The organism is Streptomyces sp. NPDC047971 (genome assembly GCF_040653355.1).
GTDB lineage: Bacteria > Actinomycetota > Actinomycetes > Streptomycetales > Streptomycetaceae > Streptomyces.
The window spans coordinates 41,386-64,840 of record NZ_JBEZNW010000034.1 but is presented as its reverse complement, the minus strand read 5'-3'; the positions used below and the strand labels follow the sequence as shown (position 1 = coordinate 64,840).

The window sequence follows — 23,455 nt, the reverse complement described above, 5'->3', positions numbered from 1 at the left end:
CCGGTCATGAGTTCGTGATCAGACGCCTTGCCCGTACCGCCGCCGCGCTCGCCGCCGCCTCCCTCCCGCTGACCGCTTGCGCCGGTCCCGACGACAGCGGGGCCGCGAAGCCGGCCGCCCACCCCGTGTTCTCCCAGCCGATCGACCGGCAGATCTTCCTCGCGCTGCGCCACACCCAGAAGGCCGGCAACGCCGAGCTCCGCCAGACCCTCACCTTCACCTCCCGGCAGGGCAAGGCGGTCCAGACCCTCACGGGACGCGTGGACTTCGCGGGCAGCCGGGGCGAGGCCGCGAGCGCCTGGCGCGTTCCGCGGAACTTCCCGGAGGACGCGCGCGCGACGATCCTCGGCTCCCTTCCGGGGCGGACCACGGGCGACCCCTCCAGCCGGTACACGGTGGACACGCAGACCATCCACTACCGCCCCGCCTCGGCCGGGTACTGGCTGCGGTACACGGGCGACATCAAGCCGCTCTGGGGCGTCGACTCGATCAGCCACCTGCGCGGCTCCGAGGCCGCGGTCGGCGGCACGCTCCTGGAGGCGCTCGGGACCGCGGAGGCGACGGCGCAGTCGGGCACGGCGGGGCGTTCGTACACCGCCACGTTCCCTCTGACGACGGCCATGAGCCTCTTCCCGTACGACCTGCGGGAGGAGTTCGTCCCCAGACCGCTGAACAACACCGTGAGGACCCCACCGATCCCGGTGACCGTCGACGTCGACGCGGACGGCCGGATCACCCGGGCCAGGGCCGATCTGTCCGCCCTGCTCACCAAGGAGAGGGAGAGCGCCCTCGCGGAGGTCACCGCGCTCCACGCCGAGCTCACCCTCGGCGGATTCGGCGCCTCGAAGCCGAACGCCGCGGCCACGCCCGCCGAGCGCACCCTGGACGCGGGCACGGCGGTGGTCGCCATGTACGACACCAGGACCGGGGACTGCATGGACTTCAACACCGGTCTGCGTCAGCACCGGTTGGTCACGCGGGTGCCCTGCACCGGCTCCTACGACGGCAAGGTCCTCGGGCAGCACAAGCTCACGGGTGACTGGCCCGGGACCCGGTCGGCCAAGGACCGGGCCGGGCGGGCATGCGCGGACGCGGCCGGCGACCGGTCCTGGTACACGTGGTCGACCGCGCGGGAGTGGGATGACAACCACGAGGGCCGGGCCACCTGCTACTCCGTCATCCGCGACTGACCGTCACACCCCGCGAGGTCACCGGGCCGACGCCAGGGCGTGCGGGAGGGTGCCCCACGGGTGTGCGCCCGAGCCGGGGACCACGCAGTGGACCCGGGTGGCGGGCAGGGCCTCGCGGGGCGCCGCGTAGACCAGGTGGCAGTAGTGGTCGGCGACCGGGAGGTCGAGGGCGCGGTAGGAGTCCCAGGGACCTTCGAAGGTGACCAGCAGATCGGCGAGCGCGGCGTAGCCGGGGTCGGGGTGGGCGCCGTGGTTGAGGACCAGCGTCCGGGCGCCCGCGGCGCGCGCGGCGACGCCGACGCGCCGGAAGTGCTCCAGGGCCTCGGGCGCGGTCGGCACCTGGTCCAGGAACGCCCCGTCGGTCCCGTACCAGTCGCGGTGGCGGAGCAGTTCGGCGACGACCTCGCCGTGCGGCCGACGGCCGTACGCGGTGTCGACATAGCCGAGCACCCTCACCCCGGCGGCGCGGAGCCGTTCGGCGACGGCGGCGAAAGCGGGATCGGGCGTCCGCCCCGCGCCGCTCGCGGGGTTGAGGACGACGCCGTACAGCGACGGCGCGGCCTCGATCACGGAGTCCCAGGCGTCCGGGCGCTCGGCGGGGTGCTCGTAGAACGGCACGAGGAGGGAGGGTTTCACGGTCGTCGGTCTCACGGTCGTCCTAGGGGCGGTGGGCTGTCGGGCGGACCAGCAGGGCACCGGCGAGGACGGCCAGGACGGCGGCCGCCGCGCCGGCCGCGACGGGGCCGGCCGTCGGGGTGAGCATCTGCGCCACCGCGGCCAGGGTGCACACGGCGGCCGCGCTGCGGACCGCGCCGAACGCCTGCAGGAGCAGGGCGAGCCAGAGCACGATCCCGACCAGCAGCAGCCCGAGCAGGCGGAGTCCGTCGAGCGCCGGGGCTCCCGGCCACAGCAGCGTGCCGGCGGAGGCGAGGGCGAGCAGGACGGCGAGATAGGCGCCGAGGCAGCGCGCCAGCGTCCCCGCCGCCGTCCGTCGGAACGCGCGGGCGCTGGTGAGGGTGCGCAGCCCGCTGAGGCTCTCGCGGCGGAAGCGGTGCAACAGCCACTCGGCGGGCCCCATCGACAGGGTGAGGGCGACCACGGGCGCGGCCCCCGTCACCAGGGCGTCGCCCACTCCCGCGTACAGCACGAGCAGGCCCGTGCCCAGGCCGAAGAGGCCGTACGGGAGGGAGGCGACGAGCGGCAGACCGGACCGGGGCCTCGGACCGGGCCGCAGCACGACCGCCGCGAACGCGACCGTGGCCGCGAGGGAGAGGACGAGGAGCCCGGCGCGCAGGGCGTGCGGGAGGTCGTACCGGAAGGCGGGCACCGCTCCGGCGAGCGGCAGCAGGGCACAGAGCAGGGCCCGTTCGCGGCCGAGGACGAGCAGGACGGTCGCGGCGCCGAGGTAGAGGGACTGCCCGGCGGCGAACACGACGACGCGCCACCCGCCGGGACCGGCGGCCGCCAGGGCGACGGCCGAGCCGACGAGCGCGCCCGCCGGGGCGCCGAGGAGCAGGGCGCGGGCGGCGGCTCCCCGGTCGCCGAGACCGAGCCAGGAGTACGCGCGATGGGCGAGGGCCTGGTTCCACACCCATCCGGCGACGGCCGAGGCGAGGAGCGGTCCCCTGCCGGGTCCGGCGAGGAGCGGCGCCGCGAGGACGTACGCGAGGCCGGGCAGGGCGAAGACGAGACCGCGCAGCAGGCAGCCGGCGAGCCCGGTGTGCCAGGGCCCGGTGGGCGGGGCCTCCGGCTGGGGGTGTCGCCGCTCCACGCGCGCGTAGAGGTCCTCGGCGAGCTCGAAGGAGTCGGCGCGCCCGTAGGTCAGGCGGATGTGGTCGTCGGTCATGCCGTCGGATTCGAGGATCGCGGCTATCTCGTCGGGGTGGACGGCGCCGGCGGCCAGCGCGTCGAGCCGCTCGGCGAGCGCGTCGATCGGGTCGACGGCGAGGGGTCCCTGATCGCGGGGAGCCGGGCCGAGCGGCCCCCGGCCGGGAGGGCCCTGGTCGAACCGTCCCCGGCCGGGAGGGCCCTGGTCGAGCCGATCGCGGGCCGGGGCCCCCGGCTCGGCGCCCGCCCCGCGAGGGCGCGGGATCACCGGCAGGGTGTCCCGCATCGTGCCGTTCTTCAGCCACAGCGAGCCGCTCACGACAGGGAACCTCCGCCGACGAGCTCCTGGCGCCAGGGGTCGGTGAGGCGCACGGTCCAGTCCGCGCCGTCGTCGGGATCGGCCGGCGGTGTGACGGGCTCCCCGGCGAGTTCGCGGTAGATCTGCCGGAAGCCGTCCACGGAGCGGTGCAGGGTGAAGCGGTCGACGACCCGCTGCCGGGCCCTGCGGCCCAGTTCGGCCCGCCGTTCCCCGTCGCGCAGCAGTTCCGTCATGGCCGCGGCCAGCACGGCGGGTTCGCGGGGCGGGACGACGAGCCCCGTGTCGCCGACCGCCTCCCGTACCCCGCCGACGTCGGTGGAGACCGTGGCCCGTCCGCACGACATGGCCTCGATCAGGGAGAAGGGGAAGCCTTCGCTGATCGAGGAGAGCGCCACCACGCTGCCCGCCGCGTAGGCGCCCGCCACGTCGGAGACCCGGCCCTCGAAGGTGAGGCCGTCGGTGACGCCGAGTTCGGCCGCAAGCTTCTCCAGGCGGGTCCGGTAGTCCTCGTTCCCGGCGGGCACCGGGCCGAACAACCTCAGCCTCAGCTCCGGGAGTTCGGCACGGCAGATCGCGTACGCCCGGATCAGCGTCTCCAGGTCCTTGATGGGGTCGATCCGGCCGCACCAGCTGAGCGTGGGGGTCTCCGGCTCGGGTCCCGCGTAGGGGAAGGCGTGCGGATCGACGCCGTTGTAGACGGTCCGGATGCGCGCGACGGGTGCGCCGCCGCGCTCCTCCCAGCGCCGGTTGTACTGGTTGCAGGGGGTGATCAGGTCGGCCTTGCGGTAGCCGAGGGTGTTGAGTTCGCGGTAGAAGCCGAGCATCAGGGCCTTGACCGGCCAGCGTTGGGCCTCGGTGCGGTAGCCGAGGTAGCGCTCGCGCAGATAGATGCCGTGTTCGGTGAGCAGGAAGGGCACTCCTTCGAAGTGCTGGGCGGCGAGCGCCGGCAGCGTCGCGAGGCCGCTGGAGACGGCGTGGGCGACGCTGCTGCCGGATATCCGGGCGGCGAGCGGCCGGAGCGCGTGTTCCAGCAGGTCGGTGGCGGTCAGCGCGTCGTGGACGGTGGGCCGGGCGGCGGCCGTCGGCAGATGCGGCATGGTCCAGATCCACATCAGGGAGCGCAGCATGGTCTCCGAGCGCAGGGCCGCGGTGAGCCCGCCGCGCCGGGCGAGTTCGGCCAGGGCGTAGAGCCCCTCGCCGAAGTCGCAGCCCGCGCTGGGATCCATGATCGAGAGCAGGAAGCGCTCGTAGGTGTCGACGAGGCGACGGCGCGCCCGCCCGCGCGGGACCCGCCCCCGCTCCGGGGCGAGGCCCCAGAGCGGGAAGGCGGTGTGCCGCGTCACGTTGGACGGGAGCTCCCAGGTGACCGGTTCGCGGCCACTGCCGGTGAGGGCCAGGACCTCGAAGTCGACCTCGGGCATGCCCCGGACGAGCTGGTCGCACCAGGTGCTGACTCCCCCGTGGACATGCGGATAGGTGCCTTCGGTGAGCATGGTGACGTGACGGCCACTGCTCGGCATGTGCGTTTCCCCCAGAACGTACGGTCAGTGGTCAGTGGTCGGTCCGCGAAGCGGTCGGGCCGGTCTCAGACGGCCGGGAGCCGGAGCGTGGTCGCGCTCTGCAGTGGCTCCGGGGACGTCCAGGCCGAGCGCGTCCCGGCGTAGGCCGTCCCGAACACCGCCGTACCGAGCACGAGTTGCTTGCGCGTGCCCTCGGGGACGGTGATGGGCGCGGTCACCCCCGCGGGGGCCTTGACCGTGACGGTCGTACCGATGCGGTACGCGGTGACCTGGCCGGCCGCGAGCGCCTGGTCCCAGGCGGCACGGCGGTTCAGCTCGGTGCCGACGTCGCGCTGACGGGGGTTCACCAACGGGGTGTTGTCGGCGAAGAGGGCCCGGTAGTCGGCGAGGACCCGGTCGAGGACGGGGTAGAGGATCCGCTCCTCGGCGAGGTTGGACTGGTGGACGTAGTGCGGGCGCGGGTCGTTCGCCACGATGTGGGAGAGGGCCGTCCGGGCCTCCTGCGGGACGATGTGGGAGGCGTACCCGGTGGCGGTGTCGAGCGGGGCGGGCAGGCAGGTGGAGGCGGGGTTGGACTCGCAGATCCCGCTGCCGCCGTCGGCGCGCGAGGTGTAGATCCAGTTGTACTCGTCGGCCATCTCGGCGGCCGTGCCCACGTTGTAGTACACGTTCATGGGGTGGCGCGGGACGGTCTTCGCGGCGCCCACGGCACGCTGCTGGGGCTCGCGGGAGTTGTCGCTGGCGATCCACTTCACGCCGTTGTCGGAGAGCGCCCCGGCCAGGTTCGGGTTGTCGACGGGCTGCTGCGGCGAGGTCTTGAGCCCCGAGTGCTCGCCCGTGACGAGCTCGGTGCGGTCGACGGAGATCCCCTTGGCGACGGCCCAGTTGTGGTTGTCGCGGATCTGTCCGGAGATCACGCTGCGGCTCGTCCACAGGGTGGCGCCGGTGGCGTTCTTGGCGCACTTCCAGGGGACGGTGGAGTTGTCCTGGACGCAGCCGAGGAAGGGGTGGGTGTAGGTGTGGTTCACCCAGCGGTACTGGGCGCGGTCGGCGATCAGCCGGGCCGCGAGCGGGTCGGTGCCTCCGTGCTCGGTCTTCCACTGCTCGCCCTGGCCGCCGTTGTAGACCATGTCGAGGGTGAAGCCGGAGGACTTCTGCCAGGCGGCGGCGTACGTGGCGTCGGCGGCGGTCATCCGGATCGGGTTCTCGCCGGCCTCGCCGTCGCCTCCGGGGCAGTCGAAGTCGCCCGGGGTGCAGTCGCGGACCGTGTCCCAGCGGGCGTCGGGAGCGAGGACGTCGTCGACGTGGACGGAGAAGTAGCTGCGGCTCTGCCCGAGGTGGACGCCCTGGGTGAGCCATTCGACGATGCCGCGGGCGAGCGCCCGGAACTGCCGCTGGTACTGGTTGTAGGCGAAGGTGACCACCAGTTCGCGGCGGCCGTCGTGGGCGTACTCGCCGACCAGGCTGGCCCGCCCGCCCCCGTCGACGGGGATGTCGAGGTAGCTGGTGTAGCCCTCGCGGGGCCGGCCCGCGTAGCCGTAGCTCTCGGAGATCGTCGGGTCGTTGTCCTCGAAGGTCAGCGGCCCGTCCAGGTGGCGGAAGGGCCCGGCGCGGCCCGCCGTGGTGACCGAGGCGGTGGCTCCGTCGAGGGGACCGGACAGGCCCCCTTCGCTGGTGTAGTCGAGCCCGACGCCGGGGTGCGCCCAGGTGTAGGCGTCGACCTGCGGGATGCCGAAGGTCTTCTCGTACGCGGTGAGGGCCGCCTGCTCGGCGGAGTCGGGGCCGAAGGCGGACTCGTGGGGCAGGACGACGCCCTGGTACTTGGCCCGGGGACGCCCGGAGACCGTGTCGCTGAGGAAGGCGGCGGTGATGACCGGGCGACCGGAATCGGCCAGATCGACCCGGCGGTACGGGACGCCGGTGGAGCGCAGTTCGGAGGTGATCGCCTCCACGGCGCTGCCGCCGTCGTCGACGACCAGGACGGTGAGGTCGATCCGCGGAACCGTCTCGGCTGCGGTGGCCGCCGCGGACGGGATGACGGTGGCCAGGAGCGCGGCGGCCAGCAGGGATGCCGTCCTGGCAGTTCTGGGCATACGGGATCCGGCAGAGTCCATCTGGTGGTGTCCCCCCTCGACAGGTCCGACCGGATGGGGAGGACCTGTGGAGATGATGCGGATGGTGCAAAGGAGCGGCTGCTGCCCTTGCGCGAATGAGGCGAGTGTGACCGAGCTCTCCGACACTGAGGGGTAAACGTGAAAGAGACACCACGGATGAGTGAATCACCGTCGCCGTGAGCGAAGACGACGAGCGAGCGTAGGCTCGTTCTCGGCGTTCCCCGGGCCGAAATACGATGCGGCGGGCACGGTCGGCCCAACCCTCGACCGCCACAGAACTCAATGGAAGCGAGATTTCACCACCGTGACTGCTCTCACTCTCAGCACTGCCGGCGCGGCGACGCTGCGCGCCGACGCGCTCGTCGTCGGCGTAGCGAAGTCCGGAAAGGGTCTGCTCGTCGCCCCGGGCGCCGAGGCCGTGGACCAGGCGTTCGACGGGAAGCTCGCCGCCGTCCTGGAGACCCTGGGTGCCACGGGTGCCGAGGGTGAGGCGACCAAGCTGCCCTCGCCCGCCGGCCTGAAGGCCCCCGTCGTGCTCGCGGTCGGCCTCGGCTCCGCCCCCGAGGACGGCGAGGCGTACGACGCCGAGACCCTGCGCCGCGCCGCCGGCACCGCCGCCCGTACCCTGACCGGCGCCAAGAAGGCCGCGTTCGCGCTGCCGGTGATCGCCGTCGAGGACGCCGAGGCGATCGCCGAGGGCGCCCTGCTCGGCGCGTACGCCTACACCGCGTACCAGGAGAGCAAGAACGGCAAGGACGCCAAGAAGCCGCTGGCCGAGGTGGCCCTGCTCGGCGCCAAGCCGCGCGACAAGGCGTTCAAGGCCGCCGCGGAGCGCGCGCTGGCGCTCACCGAGGAGATCAACCGCGCCCGCGACCTGATCAACATGCCGCCGAACGACCTCTACCCCGAGACGTTCGCCGCCATCGTCACCGCCGCCGGCAAGGAGCACGGCCTCAAGGTGCAGGTGCTCGACGAGAAGGCGCTCGACAAGGGCGGCTACGGCGGCATCCTCGGCGTCGGCAAGGGCGCGGTCCGCGGCCCGCGCCTGGTCAAGATCGCCTACACCCACCCGGAGGCGGAGAAGACCCTCGCCCTCGTCGGCAAGGGCATCACCTACGACTCGGGCGGCATCTCCCTGAAGCCGGCCGGCCACAACGAGACGATGAAGTGCGACATGAGCGGCGCCGCCGCCGTGTTCGCCGCGGTCGTCGCCGCCTCCCGCATCGGCCTGGCCGTCAATGTCACGGGCTGGCTGGCGCTGGCCGAGAACATGCCGTCGGGCTCCGCCACCCGCCCCGGCGACGTGCTGCGCATGTACAGCGGCAAGACCGTCGAGGTCCTCAACACCGACGCCGAGGGCCGGCTCGTCCTCGCCGACGCCATCACCAGGGCCTCGGAGGAGCACCCGGACGCGATCGTCGACGTGGCGACGCTGACCGGCGCGATGGTGCTCGCCCTGGGCAACCGGACCTTCGGCATCATGGCCAACGACGACGACTACCGCACCGCGATCCACGAGATCGCCGAGGAGGTCGGCGAGCAGTCCTGGCCGATGCCGCTCCCGGCGGACCTGCGCAAGGGCATGGACTCCCCGACCGCGGACATCGCGAACATGGGCGAGCGGATGGGCGGCGGCCTGGTCGCCGGTCTGTTCCTGCAGGAGTTCGTGGGCGAGGGCATCACCTGGGCGCACCTCGACATCGCCGGCCCGGCCTTCCACGAGGGCGCTCCCTACGGCTACACCCCCAAGGGCGGCACCGGCTCCGCGGTCCGCACCCTGGTGAAGCTGGCCGAGCGGACGGCCGACGGCGAGCTCTGAGCCGTCGTGTGACGTACACGGCCCCGGGGACCCGCTCCCCGGGGCCGTTCCCGTTGCGCCCTCGACGAAATCCGTAGGTTCGCACGCCTCTGTTACCCGCCCGTACGGACGATCCCCCCGTCTCAGACACCGGCCCCGCGTCCCGCCTTCCGGCAACAAGTGCGAAGATGGGTTCTCGGCAGGACAGGGCCCCCACCACAGGGCCGACATAAAAGCGGCCGAACACCAGCCGCCGCCCGGTCATCGGAGACCGGCGACCGGCGCACATGCATGGAGGACGTGACGTGGCGAACGACGCCAGCACCGTTTTCGACCTAGTGATCCTCGGCGGCGGTAGCGGCGGTTACGCCGCGGCGCTGCGCGGAGCGCAGCTGGGCCTGGACGTCGCACTGATCGAGAAGAACAAGCTCGGCGGCACCTGCCTGCACAACGGCTGCATCCCGACGAAGGCCCTGCTCCACGCCGGCGAGGTCGCCGACCAGGCCCGCGAGGCGGAGCAGTTCGGTGTCAAGGCCTCCTTCGAGGGCATCGACATCAAGGCCGTCCACAAGTACAAGGACGACGTGATCTCGGGCCTCTACAAGGGCCTGCAGGGTCTGGTCGCCTCTCGCAAGGTGACATACATCGAGGGCCAGGGCCGCCTGTCCTCCCCGACCTCCGTCGACGTGGACGGCCGCCGCGTCGAGGGTCGTCACGTCCTCCTCGCCACCGGTTCCGTGCCGAAGTCGCTGCCGGGCCTGGAGATCGACGGCAACCGCATCATCTCCTCGGACCACGCGCTGACCCTGGACCGCGTCCCGGAGTCCGCGATCATCCTCGGCGGCGGCGTCATCGGCGTCGAGTTCGCCTCCGCGTGGAAGTCCTTCGGTACGGACGTCACGGTCATCGAGGGCCTGAAGCACCTGGTCCCGGTCGAGGACGAGAACAGCTCCAAGCTTCTTGAGCGCGCCTTCCGCAAGCGCGGCATCAAGTTCAACCTCGGCACCTTCTTCCAGTCCGCCGAGTACACCGACAACGGCGTCAAGGTCACCCTGGCCGACGGCAAGACCTTCGAGGCGGAGGTCCTGCTCGTCGCCATCGGCCGCGGCCCGGTCTCGGCCGGTCTCGGCTACGAGGAGCAGGGCGTCGCGATGGACCGCGGCTACGTCCTGGTCGACGAGTACATGCGTACCAACGTGCCCACGATCTCCGCGGTCGGCGACCTCGTCCCGACCCTGCAGCTGGCGCACGTCGGCTTCGCCGAGGGCATCCTGGTGGCGGAGCGTCTGGCCGGTCTGAAGACCGTTCCGATCGACTACGACGGCGTGCCGCGGGTGACGTACTGCCACCCCGAGGTCGCCTCCGTCGGCATCACCGAGGCCAAGGCCAAGGAGATCTACGGTGCGGACAAGGTCGTCGCCCTGAAGTACAACCTCGCGGGCAACGGCAAGAGCAAGATCCTGAAGACCGCGGGCGAGATCAAGCTCGTCCAGGTCAAGGACGGTGCCGTGGTCGGCGTCCACATGGTCGGTGACCGCATGGGCGAGCAGGTCGGCGAAGCGCAGCTGATCTACAACTGGGAGGCGCTGCCGGCCGAGGTCGCGCAGCTCATCCACGCCCACCCGACGCAGAACGAGGCGCTCGGCGAGGCGCACCTGGCGCTGGCCGGCAAGCCTCTGCACTCCCACGACTGACGCTCACGTCATCCACGGGCGCGACGACCACTTTCCGCAATTCGTTAGGAGCAACTGAAACCATGTCGGTTTCCGTAACCCTGCCGGCGCTCGGCGAGAGCGTCACCGAGGGCACCGTCACCCGCTGGCTCAAGGCCGAGGGTGAGCGTGTCGAGGCCGACGAGCCGCTGCTCGAGGTCTCGACCGACAAGGTCGACACCGAGATCCCCGCCCCCGCCTCGGGCGTGCTGGCCTCGATCAAGGTCGCCGAGGACGAGACCGTCGAGGTCGGCGCCGAGCTGGCGATCATCGACGACGGCACCGGTGCGCCGGCCGCCGCCGCCCCGGCCGCCGAGGCCCCCGCGGCCGAGGCCCCCGCCGCCCCGGCTCCGGCCGCCGAGGCTCCGGCCGCCCCGGCGCCCGCCGCCGAGGCCCCCGCCGCGGCTCCGGCCGGTGGCGCCTCCGGTACGGACGTCGTCCTGCCGGCGCTGGGCGAGTCCGTCACCGAGGGCACCGTCACCCGCTGGCTGAAGTCGGTCGGCGAGACCGTCGAGGCCGACGAGCCGCTGCTCGAGGTCTCCACGGACAAGGTCGACACCGAGATCCCCGCCCCGGCCTCGGGTGTCCTCCTGGAGATCGTCGTCGCCGAGGACGAGACCGCCGAGGTCGGCGCCAAGCTGGCCGTCATCGGTGCCGCGGGTGCCGCCCCGGCCGCCGCTCCGGCCCCGGCCGCCCCTGCACCGGCCGCCGCTCCGGCTCCGGCAGCACCGGCTCCGGCCGCTCCGGCTCCGGCTCCCGCGGCTCCGGCCGCCCCGGCCGCCGCTCCGGCCCCGGTCGCGCCCGCCGCCCCGGTCGCCGCCCCGGCTCCGGTCACCCCGGCCCCGGCCGCCCCCGCCGCTCAGCCGGCGGACGACGGTGCCTACGTGACCCCGCTGGTCCGCAAGCTCGCCTCCGAGAACGGCATCGACCTGGCGTCCGTCAAGGGCACCGGCGTCGGCGGCCGGATCCGCAAGCAGGACGTCCTCGCGGCCGCCGAGGCCAAGAAGGCCGCCCCGGCCCCCGTCGCCGCCGCCCCGGCCGCCGCGTCGAAGGCCCCGGCCCTGGAGGTCTCCCCGCTGCGCGGTCAGACCGTCAAGATGACCCGCATGCGCAAGGTCATCGGCGACAACATGATGAAGGCGCTGCACGGCCAGGCGCAGCTGACCTCGGTCGTCGAGGTCGACATCACCAAGCTGATGCGCCTGCGCGCGCAGGCGAAGAACTCCTTCGCCGCCCGTGAGGGCGTCAAGCTGTCCCCGATGCCGTTCTTCGTGAAGGCGGCGGCCCAGGCGCTGAAGGCCCACCCGGTCATCAACGCCCGGATCAACGAGGACGAGGGCACCATCACGTACTTCGACTCGGAGAACATCGGCATCGCCGTGGACTCCGAGAAGGGTCTGATGACCCCGGTCATCAAGGGTGCGGGCGACCTGAACATCGCCGGTATCGCCAAGAAGACCGCGGAGCTCGCGGGCGCCGTGCGCGCCAGCAAGATCACGCCGGACGACCTCGCCGGAGCGACCTTCACGATCTCCAACACCGGCTCGCGCGGTGCGCTGTTCGACACGATCATCGTGCCCCCGAACCAGGTCGCCATCCTGGGCATCGGTGCCACGGTCCGTCGTCCGGTCGTCGTGAACCACCCGGACCTGGGTGAGACGATCGCGATCCGCGACATGACGTACGTCGCGCTCTCCTACGACCACCGTCTGGTGGACGGCGCCGACGCGGCCCGTTACCTGACGGCCGTCAAGGCGATCCTGGAGGCCGGCGAGTTCGAGGTCGAGCTCGGCCTGTGAGCGCAAGCTACTGAGCTGTAACAAGCCTCACCTGCGGCGCCCCCACCTGGAAGTGTTTCCGGGTGGGGGCGCCGCCGTATTGTCTTGGGTGTCAACGCGTCTCCTAAGGAGCGGCTTCATGAGCGTGCCCGTCGTCCACTCGCTGCGCGAACAGATCCGCGAGCACATCGTGGAGGGCATCGTCAGCGGTCGCTGGAAGCCGGGCGAGCGGATCGTCGAGCGCCGTATCGCGACGGAGCTGGAGGTCAGCCAGACGCCGGTGCGCGAGGCGCTGCGCGAGCTGGAGTCACTGCGGCTGATCGAGTCGTCGCCGAACAAGGGCGTACGCGTACGGAACCTCACCGCGGCCGACCTGGAGGAGAGCTACCCGGTCAGGGCCGGCCTGGAGCAGATCGCCGCGGAGCTGGCGGCGCAGCGCCTCGCCGCCGACTGCTCGGCCCTGGAGCCGCACGTGACGGCGCTGTACGAGGCGGACCGGACGGCCGACGGGACGGCGCAGGTACGGCACACGGTGGCCTTCCACCGGGAGCTGGTGAAGGCCGCGGGGAACAGCGTGCTGCTGCACACCTGGGAGGGCCTGGGCATCGAGGTGTTCACCGCGCTGTCGATCCGCTGGCTCGGGACGGTCCAGAAGTCGTACGCGGAGGAGCACCAGGAGCTCGTGGAGGCCTTCCGTCGCGGCGACCCGAACATCGGCGCCCTGGTCAAGGCCCATGTCCTCGGCTGCGCGCCGAGAGCCTGAAGCAGCGGGGGCCCGGATCGTCCCCGTACGCCCCGGATTAACCTGAGACCTCCCCGAAGTCTCCCTGAGCGTCTTCCTGAGCGGACCCACCCCCGGTGGGTCCGCTCATTCGTGCGACCCCCCTCTCATTCGCCCTCCCACCTGCGAAAACAAGGCACCGGGTGCCCCTTTTCGCGGCACCCTGTGCCGACTTTCTCGATCTGAAGAGGTTTTCCCCTTCAACCCTTTGATCGATCATCGATCGGCGGCTTACAGTCTTCGGCGGGCCGCTACCCGGCCCTTCGCCCTGTCCTGCCAGACAAGGCACCCCTTCTCCACCCCCACCTGTCCGGAAGGCGGCGATCATGACCGATCCCGTAGGCAAGATTCCGAGTGAGCTCGACCAGCTCCCGGACCGTGACACCGAGGAGACCGCCGAGTGGGCGGCCTCCCTGGACGCCGTCACCAAGGCCGCCGGCCCGCACCGGGCCGCCTACCTGATGCGCCGCACCCTGCAGCACGCCGAAGGCGCGGGCCTCGCCCTGCCCAAGCTGCTGGAGACCGACTACGTCAACTCCATCCCCACCTCCGCGGAGCCCGTCATCGACGGTGACGAGGAGATGGAGCGGAAGATCACCGCCTGGAACCGCTGGAACGCGGCCGCCATGGTCACCCGCGGAGCCAAGCACGGCGTCGGCGGCCACATCGCCACCTTCGCCTCCGCCGCCTGGCTCTACGAGACCGGCTTCAACCACTTCTTCAAGGGCAAGGAGTCCGGGGACGCCGCCGGCTCCGGCGACCAGCTCTACATCCAGGGCCACGCCTCCCCCGGCATCTACGCCCGCGCCTTCCTCGACGGACGCCTGAACGAGGCCCACCTCGACAACTTCCGGCAGGAGTCGGGCGGCAACGGCCTCCCCTCCTACCCGCACCCGCGCCGTCTGCCCTGGCTGTGGGAGTTCCCCACCGTCTCCATGGGTCTGGGCCCGCTCTCCGCCATCTACCAGGCGCGCTTCAACCGCTACCTCACCAACCGCGGCATCAAGGACGTCTCGTCCTCGCACGTGTGGGCGTTCCTCGGTGACGGCGAGATGGACGAGCCCGAGTCGACCGCGGCACTCGCACTCGCCGCCCGCGAGGGTCTGGACAACCTGACCTTCGTCATCAACTGCAACCTGCAGCGCCTCGACGGCCCGGTCCGCGCCAACTTCAAGATCGTGCAGGAGCTGGAGGCCCAGTTCCGCGGCGCCGGCTGGAACGTCGTGAAGTCGCTGTGGGGCGGCGCCTGGGACGAGCTGTTCGCGCTCGACACCACCGGCGCCCTCGTCCGCCGCCTCCGCGAGGTCCCGGACGCGCAGGTCCAGACGTACCAGACCCGTGACGCCGCCTACATCCGCCAGGACTTCTTCGGCTCCGACCCGGCGCTCGTCGCGATGGCGCAGCTGCTGAGCGACGACAAGATCCTGGAGTGCTTCCACCTCTCGCGCGGTGGCCACGAGCCGCGCAAGGTGTACGCCGCGTACAAGGCCGCGCTGGAGTTCAAGGGCGCGCCGACGGTCGTCCTCGCGCAGACCGTCAAGGGCTTCACCCTCGGCGAGGGCTTCGCCTCCAAGAACGCGAACCACCAGATGAAGAAGCTCTCGGTGGACGAGTTCAAGAACATGCGCGACCTGCTCGACCTGCCGATCTCGGACGCGCAGTTCGTCGACGGTGTGGTGCCCTACGGCCACCCCGGCGCCGACTCCCCCGAGGTCCGCTACCTCCAGGAGCGCCGCGCGGCCCTCGGCGGCCCGGCCCCGGCCCGTCGCGTCCAGCCGCTCGCCCCGCTGCCGGCCCCGGCCGAGAAGGCGTTCGCCGCCTTCGACAAGGGCTCCGGCACGCAGTCGATGGCGACCACGATGGCCTTCGTCCGCCTGGTGAAGGACCTGATCCGCGACAAGGAGACCGGCAAGCGCTGGGTCCCGATCGTCCCGGACGAGGCCCGTACCTTCGGCATGGAGTCGCTGTTCCCGTCGCTCGGCATCTACTCGCCGAAGGGCCAGACGTACGAGCCGGTCGACCGCGACCAGCTGATGTACTACAAGGAGGCCGTCAACGGCCAGATCCTCAACGAGGGGATCACCGAGGCCGGCTCGATGGCGGACTTCATCGCCGCTTCGTCGTCGTACGCGACGCACGGCGAGGCGATGATCCCCTTCTACATCTTCTACTCGATGTTCGGCTGGCAGCGCACCGCCGACCAGATGTGGCAGCTCGGCGACCAGCTCGGCCGCGGTTTCCTCGTCGGCGCCACCGCGGGCCGTACGACGCTGACCGGTGAGGGCCTCCAGCACGCGGACGGCCACTCCCCGATGATCGCGGCGACCAACCCGGCCGCCCTGACGTACGACCCGGCGTTCGCCTACGAGGTCGCGGCGATCGTCAAGGAGGGTCTGCGCCGGATGTACGGCGAGGCCGCCGAGGGCGAGGACCAGAACGTCTTCTACTACCTCACGGTCTACAACGAGCCGATGCCGCAGCCGGCCAAGCCGGAAGGCGTCGACGAGGGCATCGTCAAGGGCCTGTACCGCTTCAACACGGCGGAGTCGGCCGGTCTGGACCTGCCGGCGGACGCCGCGCGGATCCAGCTGCTGTCCTCGGGTACGGCGATCCACTGGGCCCTGGAGGCGCAGAAGCTGCTCGCCGCCGAGTGGGGCGTGGGCGCCGACGTGTGGTCGGCGACCTCGTGGACGGAGCTGCGGCGCGACGCGCTGGAGTCCGACGCGGCGCTGCTGCGCGGCGAGGAGCAGATCCCGTACATCCGCAAGGCGCTGGAGGGTGTGGAGTCCCCGGTCCTCGCGGTCTCGGACTACATGCGCCAGGTCCCGGACCAGATCGCCCAGTGGGTCGAGCAGGACTGGTCCTCGCTCGGTGCGGACGGCTTCGGCCTCTCCGACACCCGTGAGGCTGCCCGCCGTCACTTCGGCGTCGACGCGCAGTCGGTCGTCGTCGCGGCCCTCGCCCAGCTCGCCCGCCGCGGCGAGGTCCCGGCCTCGGCCGTGAAGGAGGCGCGCGAGCGCTACGGCCTGTGACACGGCCCAGGGGCGAGTGAGCCCGCTCGGTTCCCCCGGCCCCGCCGGGGGAACCGAGCCTTCACAATGGGTGCATGCGTGCCGCCCGGCTGATCAAGATGGTCCTGCTGCTCCAGTCCCGTCCGTCGATGACGGCGGCCGAACTGGCCACGGAGCTGGAGGTGTCCGAGCGGACCGTCACCCGCGATGCCCTCGCCCTCTCCGAGGCGGGGGTTCCGGTGTACGCGGACCGGGGCCGGGCGGGCGGCTACCGGCTGATCGGCGGGTACCGCACCCGGCTGACGGGGCTGGCCCGCGGTGAGGCCGAGGCGCTGTTCCTGTCCGGACTGCCGGGCGCGCTGCGGGACATGGGGCTCGACGACGCGGCCTCGGCGGCCCGTCTGAAGGTGTCGGCGGCCCTGCTGCCCTCGCTGCGCGACGCCCCCGAGTCGGCGGCCCATCGCTTCCACCTGGACGCGCCCGGCTGGTACCAGGAGCCGCAGAGACCCGAGTTGCTGGCCCCGATCGCCGAGGCGGTCTGGGACGACCGGACGGTCTCGGCCCGCTACCGGCGCGGGGAGACCGAGGTGGAGCGCGAGCTGGCTCCGTACGGGCTCGTGCTGAAGGCCGGGGTCTGGTACCTGTGCGCGCGCTCGGGCGCGGCCTTCCGTACGTACCGGGTGGACCGCTTCGTGGCGGTGGCACTCCGCGAGGAGCGCTTCGATCGGGACGAGGATTTCGACCTGCCCGCCTTCTGGGCGGAGCGCGCGGCGGAGTTCGCCCGGTCGATCCTGCGCGCCGAGGTCGTCCTGCGGCTCTCCGCGCCGGGGGCGAAGCGTCTGCCGTACCTGACGGACCGCGCGGCGGCGGAGGAGGCGCTGGCGTCCGCGACGGCGGACGCCGAGGGCAGGCTGACGGCGACGCTCCGCGTGGAGAACGAGGACGTCGCCTTCAGCCAGTTGCTCGCGCTGGGGCCGGAGGCGGAGATCCTGGCCCCCGCCTCGCTCCGGGCCCGATTCGTGGCGGCGGCGGAGGCCCTGTCGGGGCTCTACCGGTAGTCCTCCACCGACACGTCGCCGCCCTTCTCCTTGGCGATGATGAAGCCCCAGGCGTCCGGCTGCGAGCCGTCCGCGTCCGTGAAGCCGTACTCCCTGGCCAGCTGGCCGCTGGAGAGCGACGTGCCGTTCCAGCGGGCCCGGTCGGGGTCGGCGGCGAGGGCGGCCACGGCCCGGCCGACGTAGACGGGCGACTCGGCGACCGCGAAGTCGGGGAGCTTCTCCGTCGCGTCGCGCCAGTTCGCCTCGGTCACCCCGAAGTGGTCCAGCATCTGTTCGGACCGCAGCCACCCCGGAGTGAGCGCCACCGCGGTCCCGCCCACGTCCTTCAGGTCGTGGGAGAGCGCGTACGCCATCCGGATCGGGGCGTTCTTGGTGAGGTCGTAGAAGAAGTTCTCGCGGAACCGCCTGTTGTACTCGGCCGTTCCGTCGGTCACCTCCACGACGAGGCCGCCCGGGTTGCGGACGAGCAGCGGCAGCGCGAGGGCGCTGGTGATGGCGTGGGTCTTCACACCCAGTTCCAGCATCCGCAGGCCGCTGTCGAGGTCGGTCTCCCAGATCTTCTTCCCGAAGGCGGGGACGAGGAGGTGCTCGCCTCCCCAGACGTCGTTCACCAGGAGGTCGAGCCGGCCCCGCTCCTCGTCGATCCGTTCGACGAGCGCGCGGACCTGGTCGATCTCCAGATGGTCGGTGGGAACGGCGATGCCCTCGCCGCCGGCCGCCGTCACCAGCTCGGCCGTCTGCTCGATGGTCTCGGTCGTGCGGCCGACCTCGCTGACCTTGTCCCGGGTGGTGCGCCCGGTCACGTACACGGTGGCGCCCGCGGCGCCCAGCTCCACGGCGATGGCCCGTCCGGCGCCGCGCGTCGCGCCCGCGACCAGTGCGATCCTGCCGCTGAGCGGCTTGGTTTCCGTCTCCATGGACCGAGCGTGACAGGAAAGTACGACATCTCCTGTCCGGTTTCATTTTGGTCGTTTCCGGGTGCGTCGCCCTCCGGCAAGGTCGATGCTTGGTCCGTGATGGACGAGACGGAGTTCTGGGAGATCATCGACTCCACCCGCGAGGCCGCCGAGGGCGACCCCGAGGAACACGCCGACCTGCTCGTCGAGCGGCTGTTGCGGCTCGACCCCGACTCCGTGCTCGACTTCGCCCGCCACTTCGAGGCCCGCTACAACCGCGCGTTCCGCTGGGATCTGTGGGGCGCGGCCGCGCTGCTGCTCGACGGGGCGGGCGACGACGCCTTCGACTACTTCCGCTGCTGGCTGATCGGGCAGGGCCGCGAGGTCTTCGAGGGCGCGGTGCACGACCCCGACGCACTGGCCGAGCTGCTGGTCGAGTTCGACGAGGAGATCGACGGGGACGGCGAGGAGCTGGGCTTCGCCGCCGACGAGGCGTACGAGCAGCTCACCGGCGCGGAGGCGCCGGATCTGGGGATTCCGCCGCAACCGGCGGAGCCGGAGGGCGTGGCCTTCGACGTGGAGGACGACGCGGCGCTCGCGGCGCGCTATCCACGCCTGTGGGAGCGGTTCGGCGGTTAGGGCTTCCTTCCGGATCACGCCGGGCGCGCGGCGCCCCGGTGCTCCCGCGTGGTGGGGGTACGGATCCGGGGGCCGTCCCTCCCCGGATCCGTACCGGTCCGTCAGCCGGGCCGCAGCCCGGATCCACCTGACCGAGGACCGTGTCCGGCCGTGCGGTCAGCGCCTCAGAAGTGCGTGCCGCCGTCGACGCGGACCTCGGTGCCGGTGATGAACTTCCCGTCCTCGCTGGCCAGCATGGCCACCACTCCGGCGACGGTCTCCGGGCCCGCGAAGCCCTCGCCGAGGGCGGGGGCGAGCTTCGCGAAGAGGGACCAGTCGGTGTCCTCCGGGAGACCGGGGCCGACGGACTGGCGGCTGGCGCCGGTGCCGTCGGTCATGCCGGAGGAGATGGAGCCGGGCTGGACGGCCGTGAAGCGGATGCCCTGCTTGGCGTACTCGGCGGCGAGGGCGTGGGTCATGGACTGGATGCCGCCCTTGCTCGCCGCGTAGGCGGCCATGTAGGGGTGGGCGAACATCGCCGAGGTGGAGGAGAAGTTGACCACGGCGGAGCCGTTGCCCTCCAGGAGCGCCGGGATCGCCTCGCGGATCACGAGGAAGGTGCCGGTCAGGTTGATCCGGAGGACCTGCTCGAAGGCGTCGAGGGTGGTCTCGTGCGTGTGCGAGGAGCGCAGGATGCCGGCCGCGTTGACCAGGACGTCGAGGCCGCCGAGCGTCTCGACGGCGGTGGCGACGGCCGCGCGTACCGAGGTCTCGTCGGCGATGTCGACGACGACGGTGGTCAGCCGGTCGCCGGCGGCGCCCGCCTTGGCCACGGTGTCCTTCAGGCCGTCCTGGCTGACGTCCGCGGCGACGACGGCGCCGCCCTCGGCGAGTATGCGCAGCACGGTGGCCTGGCCGATGCCGGAGCCGCCACCGGTGACCAGTGCGCGGCGTCCTTCGTAGCGGTTCATGTCCTGTCCGACCTCTCGACGACGAGGCTCCCGATGGCGAGCCCACGATGTACCGACACCGTACGTCCATGTGGCACGTTTTGCCATAGCTGCACGAAATGCATGGTCGGCAGGGGTGGGGCGTACCCTTCGTACGGTGAGCACCAAGCCCCCCTCCCTGACGGAGCGCCGCAAGGCCGCCACCCAGCTCGACATCGCCCGGGCCGCCGCCGAGCTCTTCACCGAGCGCGGCCCCGACGGCACCACGGCCGAGGACATCGCCCTGCGCGCCGGGGTCGCTCTGCGGACCTTCTACCGCTACTTCCGCTCCAAGCAGGACGCCGTCGCCCCGCTCCTGGCGGGCGGCGCGGACCGCTGGCGCGAGTCCCTCGCGGCGGCGGAGCCGGGCTCGACGGTGCCGGCGGCGCTGGAACGGTCGATCCGGGAGGCCCTCGCGGCGGCCGACGAGGAGGCCGCGGAGGGGCTGCGCTGGACGCGGGGACTGCTGCGCGCGGCGGCCGCGGATCCGGCGCTGCGGGCGGTCTGGTACCGGGTCAACCAGGAGTCGGAGGAGAGGCTGCTGGCCGTGGTGGCCGGGCTCGCGGGCCCGGACGCCGACCCGCTGGAGGTGCGGCTCGCGGCGGCGGCGGCCACCGACGCGATCCGGGTGGCGCTGGAGGCATGGGCGGAGACGGACGCGCCGGTACGGGGCGAGGGGTCACCGGCCGAGCTCGCGGTGCGCTGCCTGCGCGAACTGATGGGCGGGATGGGCCCGTTGACGCCCCGGAAGGCGGAGGGCTAGGGCGAGCGACCCTGGAGCCGGCGGGAGACCCGCCCCGTCACACCTGGGGCGTGACCGTGCGGCCCATCAGGATGTCGTCGACATAGGCGCCGTCCAGGAGGAACTCGCCCGGCAGGACGCCCTCCACCACGAAGCCCTCCGACTCGTACAGGGCGCGCGCCGGCTTGTTGTGGCCGAGGACGCGCAGGGTGAGCCGGGTACAGCCCTGCCGCCCGGTCTCCGCCACGGCGGCGCGCAGCAGGGCGCGGGCCACGCCCCGGCCGCGGGCGCTGTCGGCGACGGCGAGGCCCTGGATCTGGCGGACGTGCGCGTTGCTGGCGAGCGGGGTGGGCGGCACGAGCCGCAGGTAGCCGACGACGGCCCGCTCCCGCTCCGCGACCAGATAGTCCTCCGGCCGGTGCCGCTCGTCGAAGAACGGTTCGTACGGGGGTTCCGGCGCGGGCGTCACGGCGTGCAGCGGCGACCAGGTGGCGCGGTCCAGCTCCCCCAGGGCGCCCTCGTCGGTGGGCAGGGCCCTTCGTATGTGCGTCTCCGGCGCGATCATGTCGGCAACTGTGCCATGTACGGACCCGGGAAGGCAGGATGTCCCCATGGAACGCTCCCGAATCGCGGTCACCGGCGCCTCCGGACTCATCGGCTCCGCCCTGGTGCGCTCACTGCGCGCCGACGGCCACCAGGTGTCCCGCCTGGTGCGGCGGCCCGCCCGGACCGCGGACGAGGTCGAGTGGGACCCCGCGCGGCTGTACGTGGACGCGGCGGGGCTCGTCGGCGTCGACGCCGTCGTGCATCTGGCGGGCGCCGGCGTCGGTGAGCGCCGCTGGACCGAGGCGTACAAGAAGGAGATCCGCGACAGCCGCGTGCTCGGCACGACGGCGATCGCGCAGGCCCTCGCCTCGCTCGCCGAACCGCCGAAGGTCCTGGTGTGCGGCACGGCACTGGGCTACTACGGCGACACCGGCTCGCGCCCGGTGGACGAGAGCGCACCCGCGGGAGAGGGGTTCCTGCCCTCGGTGTGCGTGGAGTGGGAGGCCGCGGCAGCGCCGGCCGAAGAGGCCGGGATCAGGGTCGCGTACGCCCGGACGGGCCTGGTGGTGGCCCGTGAGGGCGGGGCCTGGGGCCGGCTCTTCCCGGTCTTCCGCGCCGGAGTGGGCGGCCGGATGGGCGACGGCCACCAGTACTGGAGCTTCATCGCGCTGCACGACGAGGTGGCCGCCCTGCGGCATCTGATCGAGACCGACTCCCTCTCGGGCCCGGTGAATCTGACGGCCCCCGAACCGGTCACCAACCGCGAGGTGACCGCGGCGATGGGCCGTGTCCTGCACCGCCCCACGATCTTCACCGTCCCCGCGCCGGCGCTCCGGCTCGTCCTGGGGGATTTCGCCCAGGACGTGCTGGGCAGTCAGCGGGTGCTGCCGGGGCGGCTGTCGGAGTCCGGCTTCCGTTTCGCCTTCCCGACGATCGACGAGGCGATCCGCGCGGCCGTCTGACCACGGCCGGAGCACGGCGTGTGCGACCCCGTGCTTCGTGCACCCCGCCGCGCGCTGCTGGCACCTGTGGGAGCGCTGCCTAGGCTGACAGGCCCTGAATGCGAACGCGGGCATTCCTGGGGCCCGTTGGGGGCATAGGCACCCCACCAGCCGCGCCGACCTGGGGAGGGGCACGTGCTCAGTACCGCACGCCATTCGGACGTCGTCACGGACGTCGTCGTCGTGGGAGCCGGAATCGCGGGGCTCGCGGCCGCCCACCGGCTGACCAGCGCCGGGATCGGCGTCACGGTCCTGGAGGCCGGGCCGCGCGTCGGCGGCCGGATGACCACGGACGACGTCGACGGCTTCCGGCTCGACCGGGTCGGGCCGCTGCTGACCGCCTCGTACGCCGAACTGTGCCGCACGCCCGGACTGGGCGGGCTGACGCTCCGACCGTTCGCACCGGGGGCGCTGGTGCACAGCGACGGACGGTACGTCAGGGTCGGCGAGGCGTTCCCGCACGCGCCCTGGCGCGTCGGGGTCGCGCGGGGCGCCCGGGGCACGGCGAGGGGGGCCGCACAGGGACCCTGGGGGTCCCCGCACCCACCCCGGCGCGCAGGGGGAGCTTTCACCGTGGCGCGCGCCCTCGCGAGCGCCCCTCGCCATCCGGCCGCCTCGCTCGACCAGGCACGGCTGAGCGCCTCGCTGGCACGGCTGGCAGCCACGCCCGCACAGCGGCTGCTGACCCGTCAGGAGCGGGCCGCGCGCGAGGCCCTGACGGCCCGGCTGCCGGCCCGTACGGTCCAGGGGGTGCTGCGGCCTCTGGTCGCCGCGCTGCTCGGCGATCCCGATCTCGCCACCTCCAGTCGCTGGACCGATCTGGCGCTGCGCGCGTTCGCCCGGGGGCGGCTGTGCGCGCCGGAGGGCGGCTCGGGCGCGCTGTCCGACCTGCTGGCGGCGACGCTGCCGCCCGGCACGGTCCGTACCGGCGTCCGGGTCACGGACGTCGCGGTCGACCGGGTCGTGACGGCGGAGCACGGAGTGTTCCGCTGCCGCTCGGTGGTGCTGGCGACGGGGGCGCGCACGGCCGCCGAGCTGCTGCCCGGGCTGCGGACCCCCGCCTTCCACCCGGTCACCGTGCTGCACCACACGGCTCCGGCCGCGCCGACGGCCGACCCGGTCCTGCTCCTGGAGTCCGATCCCGGCGGTCCGGTCGCGCACACGGCGGTGATGAGCGCGGTCGACCCCACCCGGGCACCGGCGGGCCGGGTGCTCGTCACCTCGACGGTCCTGGGCGCCCCGCCGGACGACACCGACCGGCGGGTCCGCAAGCACCTCGCGACGCTGTACGGCACGTCGACGGACGAGTGGGAGCTGCTGGCCCTGCACCACACCCCGGACGCGATTCCGGCGATGCCGCCGCCGCACGACCCGCGCCGGCCGGTCCGACTGCTGGCGGGCCTGTACGTCTGCGGCGACCACCGCGACACGTCCACGCCCCAGGGCGCCCTGTCCTCGGGCCGCCGCGCGGCCCAGGCGGTCCTGGGGGACCTGGGCGTCCGCGCCCGCGAGGAGTCGACCCCGGAGGCGGCCTGACAGCCCGGCCCCGTGTGGG

Annotated in this window: 18 protein-coding genes; 11 read left to right on the top strand and 7 right to left on the bottom strand. The window is 72.7% G+C overall.

The window, feature by feature from the left end; translation table 11 throughout:
- Positions 1-14 precede the first annotated feature (14 nt).
- Entirely contained in the window at positions 15-1,190 is a 1,176-nt protein-coding gene (locus AB0D99_RS27150; protein ID WP_362367565.1) for a hypothetical protein, read from the top strand.
- Between the two features lie 18 nt (positions 1,191-1,208).
- On the opposite strand, the gene AB0D99_RS27145 is transcribed toward AB0D99_RS27150, so the two are convergent.
- The 4 genes from AB0D99_RS27145 to AB0D99_RS27130 form a co-directional block, all read right to left on the bottom strand.
- Entirely contained in the window at positions 1,209-1,826 is a 618-nt protein-coding gene (locus tag AB0D99_RS27145) for a spherulation-specific family 4 protein (protein ID WP_362367562.1), read from the bottom strand.
- A gap of 22 nt (positions 1,827-1,848) precedes the next feature.
- The gene (locus AB0D99_RS27140; protein ID WP_362367559.1) at positions 1,849-3,336 is read right to left on the bottom strand and encodes a hypothetical protein; all 1,488 of its coding nucleotides are present in this window, start codon (positions 3,334-3,336) and stop codon (positions 1,849-1,851) included.
- Positions 3,333-4,856: a GT4 family glycosyltransferase PelF gene (gene pelF / locus AB0D99_RS27135; RefSeq protein WP_362367556.1), complete on the bottom strand. Its 1,524-nt coding sequence runs from the start codon at positions 4,854-4,856 to the stop codon at positions 3,333-3,335. Before pelF ends, AB0D99_RS27140 begins: the two co-directional genes overlap by 4 nt.
- Positions 4,857-4,921: 65 nt before the next feature.
- The gene (locus tag AB0D99_RS27130) at positions 4,922-6,949 is read right to left on the bottom strand and encodes a hypothetical protein (RefSeq protein WP_362367553.1); all 2,028 of its coding nucleotides are present in this window, start codon (positions 6,947-6,949) and stop codon (positions 4,922-4,924) included.
- A gap of 325 nt (positions 6,950-7,274) precedes the next feature.
- Between AB0D99_RS27130 and AB0D99_RS27125 the strand changes: the two genes are divergently transcribed.
- From AB0D99_RS27125 to AB0D99_RS27100, 6 genes are all read left to right on the top strand, one after another.
- The gene (locus AB0D99_RS27125) at positions 7,275-8,789 is read left to right on the top strand and encodes a leucyl aminopeptidase (protein WP_362367550.1); all 1,515 of its coding nucleotides are present in this window, start codon (positions 7,275-7,277) and stop codon (positions 8,787-8,789) included.
- Positions 8,790-9,073: 284 nt separating this feature from the next.
- Positions 9,074-10,462, top strand: a complete 1,389-nt coding sequence (gene lpdA / locus AB0D99_RS27120) for a dihydrolipoyl dehydrogenase (protein WP_362367547.1) — start codon at positions 9,074-9,076, stop codon at positions 10,460-10,462.
- 62 nt (positions 10,463-10,524) lie between these two features.
- Positions 10,525-12,279: a 2-oxoglutarate dehydrogenase, E2 component, dihydrolipoamide succinyltransferase gene (gene sucB, locus AB0D99_RS27115; protein WP_362367544.1), complete on the top strand. Its 1,755-nt coding sequence runs from the start codon at positions 10,525-10,527 to the stop codon at positions 12,277-12,279.
- A 118-nt stretch (positions 12,280-12,397) separates the two neighbouring features.
- Positions 12,398-13,021 carry a GntR family transcriptional regulator gene (locus AB0D99_RS27110; RefSeq protein ID WP_362367541.1) on the top strand — a complete coding sequence of 208 codons (624 nt, stop codon included), beginning with the start codon at positions 12,398-12,400 and terminating at the stop codon, positions 13,019-13,021.
- 344 nt (positions 13,022-13,365) lie between these two features.
- Positions 13,366-16,071, top strand: a complete 2,706-nt coding sequence (gene aceE, locus AB0D99_RS27105; protein WP_362367538.1) for a pyruvate dehydrogenase (acetyl-transferring), homodimeric type — start codon at positions 13,366-13,368, stop codon at positions 16,069-16,071.
- 74 nt (positions 16,072-16,145) lie between these two features.
- Positions 16,146-17,108 carry a WYL domain-containing protein gene (locus AB0D99_RS27100; RefSeq protein ID WP_362367535.1) on the top strand — a complete coding sequence of 321 codons (963 nt, stop codon included), beginning with the start codon at positions 16,146-16,148 and terminating at the stop codon, positions 17,106-17,108.
- On the opposite strand, the gene AB0D99_RS27095 is transcribed toward AB0D99_RS27100, so the two are convergent.
- Entirely contained in the window at positions 17,099-18,025 is a 927-nt protein-coding gene (locus AB0D99_RS27095) for an SDR family oxidoreductase (RefSeq protein WP_362367532.1), read from the bottom strand. The two genes, AB0D99_RS27100 and AB0D99_RS27095, sit on opposite strands and share 10 nt — an antisense overlap.
- A 99-nt stretch (positions 18,026-18,124) precedes the next feature.
- On the opposite strand from AB0D99_RS27095, the gene AB0D99_RS27090 reads away from it, so the two are divergent.
- The gene (locus AB0D99_RS27090) at positions 18,125-18,643 is read left to right on the top strand and encodes a DUF4240 domain-containing protein (protein ID WP_362367615.1); all 519 of its coding nucleotides are present in this window, start codon (positions 18,125-18,127) and stop codon (positions 18,641-18,643) included.
- Between the two features lie 164 nt (positions 18,644-18,807).
- On the opposite strand, the gene AB0D99_RS27085 is transcribed toward AB0D99_RS27090, so the two are convergent.
- Positions 18,808-19,593, bottom strand: a complete 786-nt coding sequence (locus tag AB0D99_RS27085; protein ID WP_362367529.1) for an SDR family oxidoreductase — start codon at positions 19,591-19,593, stop codon at positions 18,808-18,810.
- Positions 19,594-19,729: 136 nt separating this feature from the next.
- Here AB0D99_RS27085 and AB0D99_RS27080 point away from each other — a divergent pair, with 136 nt between their 5' ends.
- Complete coding sequence (locus AB0D99_RS27080; RefSeq protein WP_362367526.1) at positions 19,730-20,374, top strand: TetR family transcriptional regulator; 645 nt, start codon at positions 19,730-19,732, stop codon at positions 20,372-20,374.
- A 37-nt stretch (positions 20,375-20,411) separates the two neighbouring features.
- Here AB0D99_RS27080 and AB0D99_RS27075 read toward each other — a convergent pair whose 3' ends face one another.
- Positions 20,412-20,918 (bottom strand): GNAT family N-acetyltransferase, encoded by a 507-nt coding sequence (locus AB0D99_RS27075; RefSeq protein WP_362367523.1) that lies wholly within the window; start codon positions 20,916-20,918, stop codon positions 20,412-20,414.
- Between the two features lie 46 nt (positions 20,919-20,964).
- On the opposite strand from AB0D99_RS27075, the gene AB0D99_RS27070 reads away from it, so the two are divergent.
- Positions 20,965-21,861 (top strand): TIGR01777 family oxidoreductase, encoded by an 897-nt coding sequence (locus tag AB0D99_RS27070; RefSeq protein WP_362367520.1) that lies wholly within the window; start codon positions 20,965-20,967, stop codon positions 21,859-21,861.
- Between the two features lie 174 nt (positions 21,862-22,035).
- A complete protein-coding gene (locus AB0D99_RS27065; RefSeq protein WP_362367517.1) occupies positions 22,036-23,436 on the top strand; it encodes an NAD(P)/FAD-dependent oxidoreductase in 1,401 nt (466 codons plus the stop codon).
- Positions 23,437-23,455 lie beyond the last annotated feature (19 nt).

Coding starts and splice junctions, on each gene's coding strand:
- aceE (WP_362367538.1), top strand. CDS start 13,366: ATGACCGATCCCGTAGGCAAGATTCCGAGTGAGCTCGACCAGCTCCCG.
- AB0D99_RS27110 (WP_362367541.1), top strand. CDS start 12,398: ATGAGCGTGCCCGTCGTCCACTCGCTGCGCGAACAGATCCGCGAGCAC.
- AB0D99_RS27130 (WP_362367553.1), bottom strand. CDS start 6,949: ATGCCCAGAACTGCCAGGACGGCATCCCTGCTGGCCGCCGCGCTCCTG.
- pelF (WP_362367556.1), bottom strand. CDS start 4,856: ATGCCGAGCAGTGGCCGTCACGTCACCATGCTCACCGAAGGCACCTAT.
- sucB (WP_362367544.1), top strand. CDS start 10,525: ATGTCGGTTTCCGTAACCCTGCCGGCGCTCGGCGAGAGCGTCACCGAG.
- AB0D99_RS27095 (WP_362367532.1), bottom strand. CDS start 18,025: ATGGAGACGGAAACCAAGCCGCTCAGCGGCAGGATCGCACTGGTCGCG.
- AB0D99_RS27085 (WP_362367529.1), bottom strand. CDS start 19,593: ATGAACCGCTACGAAGGACGCCGCGCACTGGTCACCGGTGGCGGCTCC.
- AB0D99_RS27070 (WP_362367520.1), top strand. CDS start 20,965: ATGGAACGCTCCCGAATCGCGGTCACCGGCGCCTCCGGACTCATCGGC.
- AB0D99_RS27075 (WP_362367523.1), bottom strand. CDS start 20,918: ATGATCGCGCCGGAGACGCACATACGAAGGGCCCTGCCCACCGACGAG.
- AB0D99_RS27090 (WP_362367615.1), top strand. CDS start 18,125: ATGGACGAGACGGAGTTCTGGGAGATCATCGACTCCACCCGCGAGGCC.
- AB0D99_RS27100 (WP_362367535.1), top strand. CDS start 16,146: ATGCGTGCCGCCCGGCTGATCAAGATGGTCCTGCTGCTCCAGTCCCGT.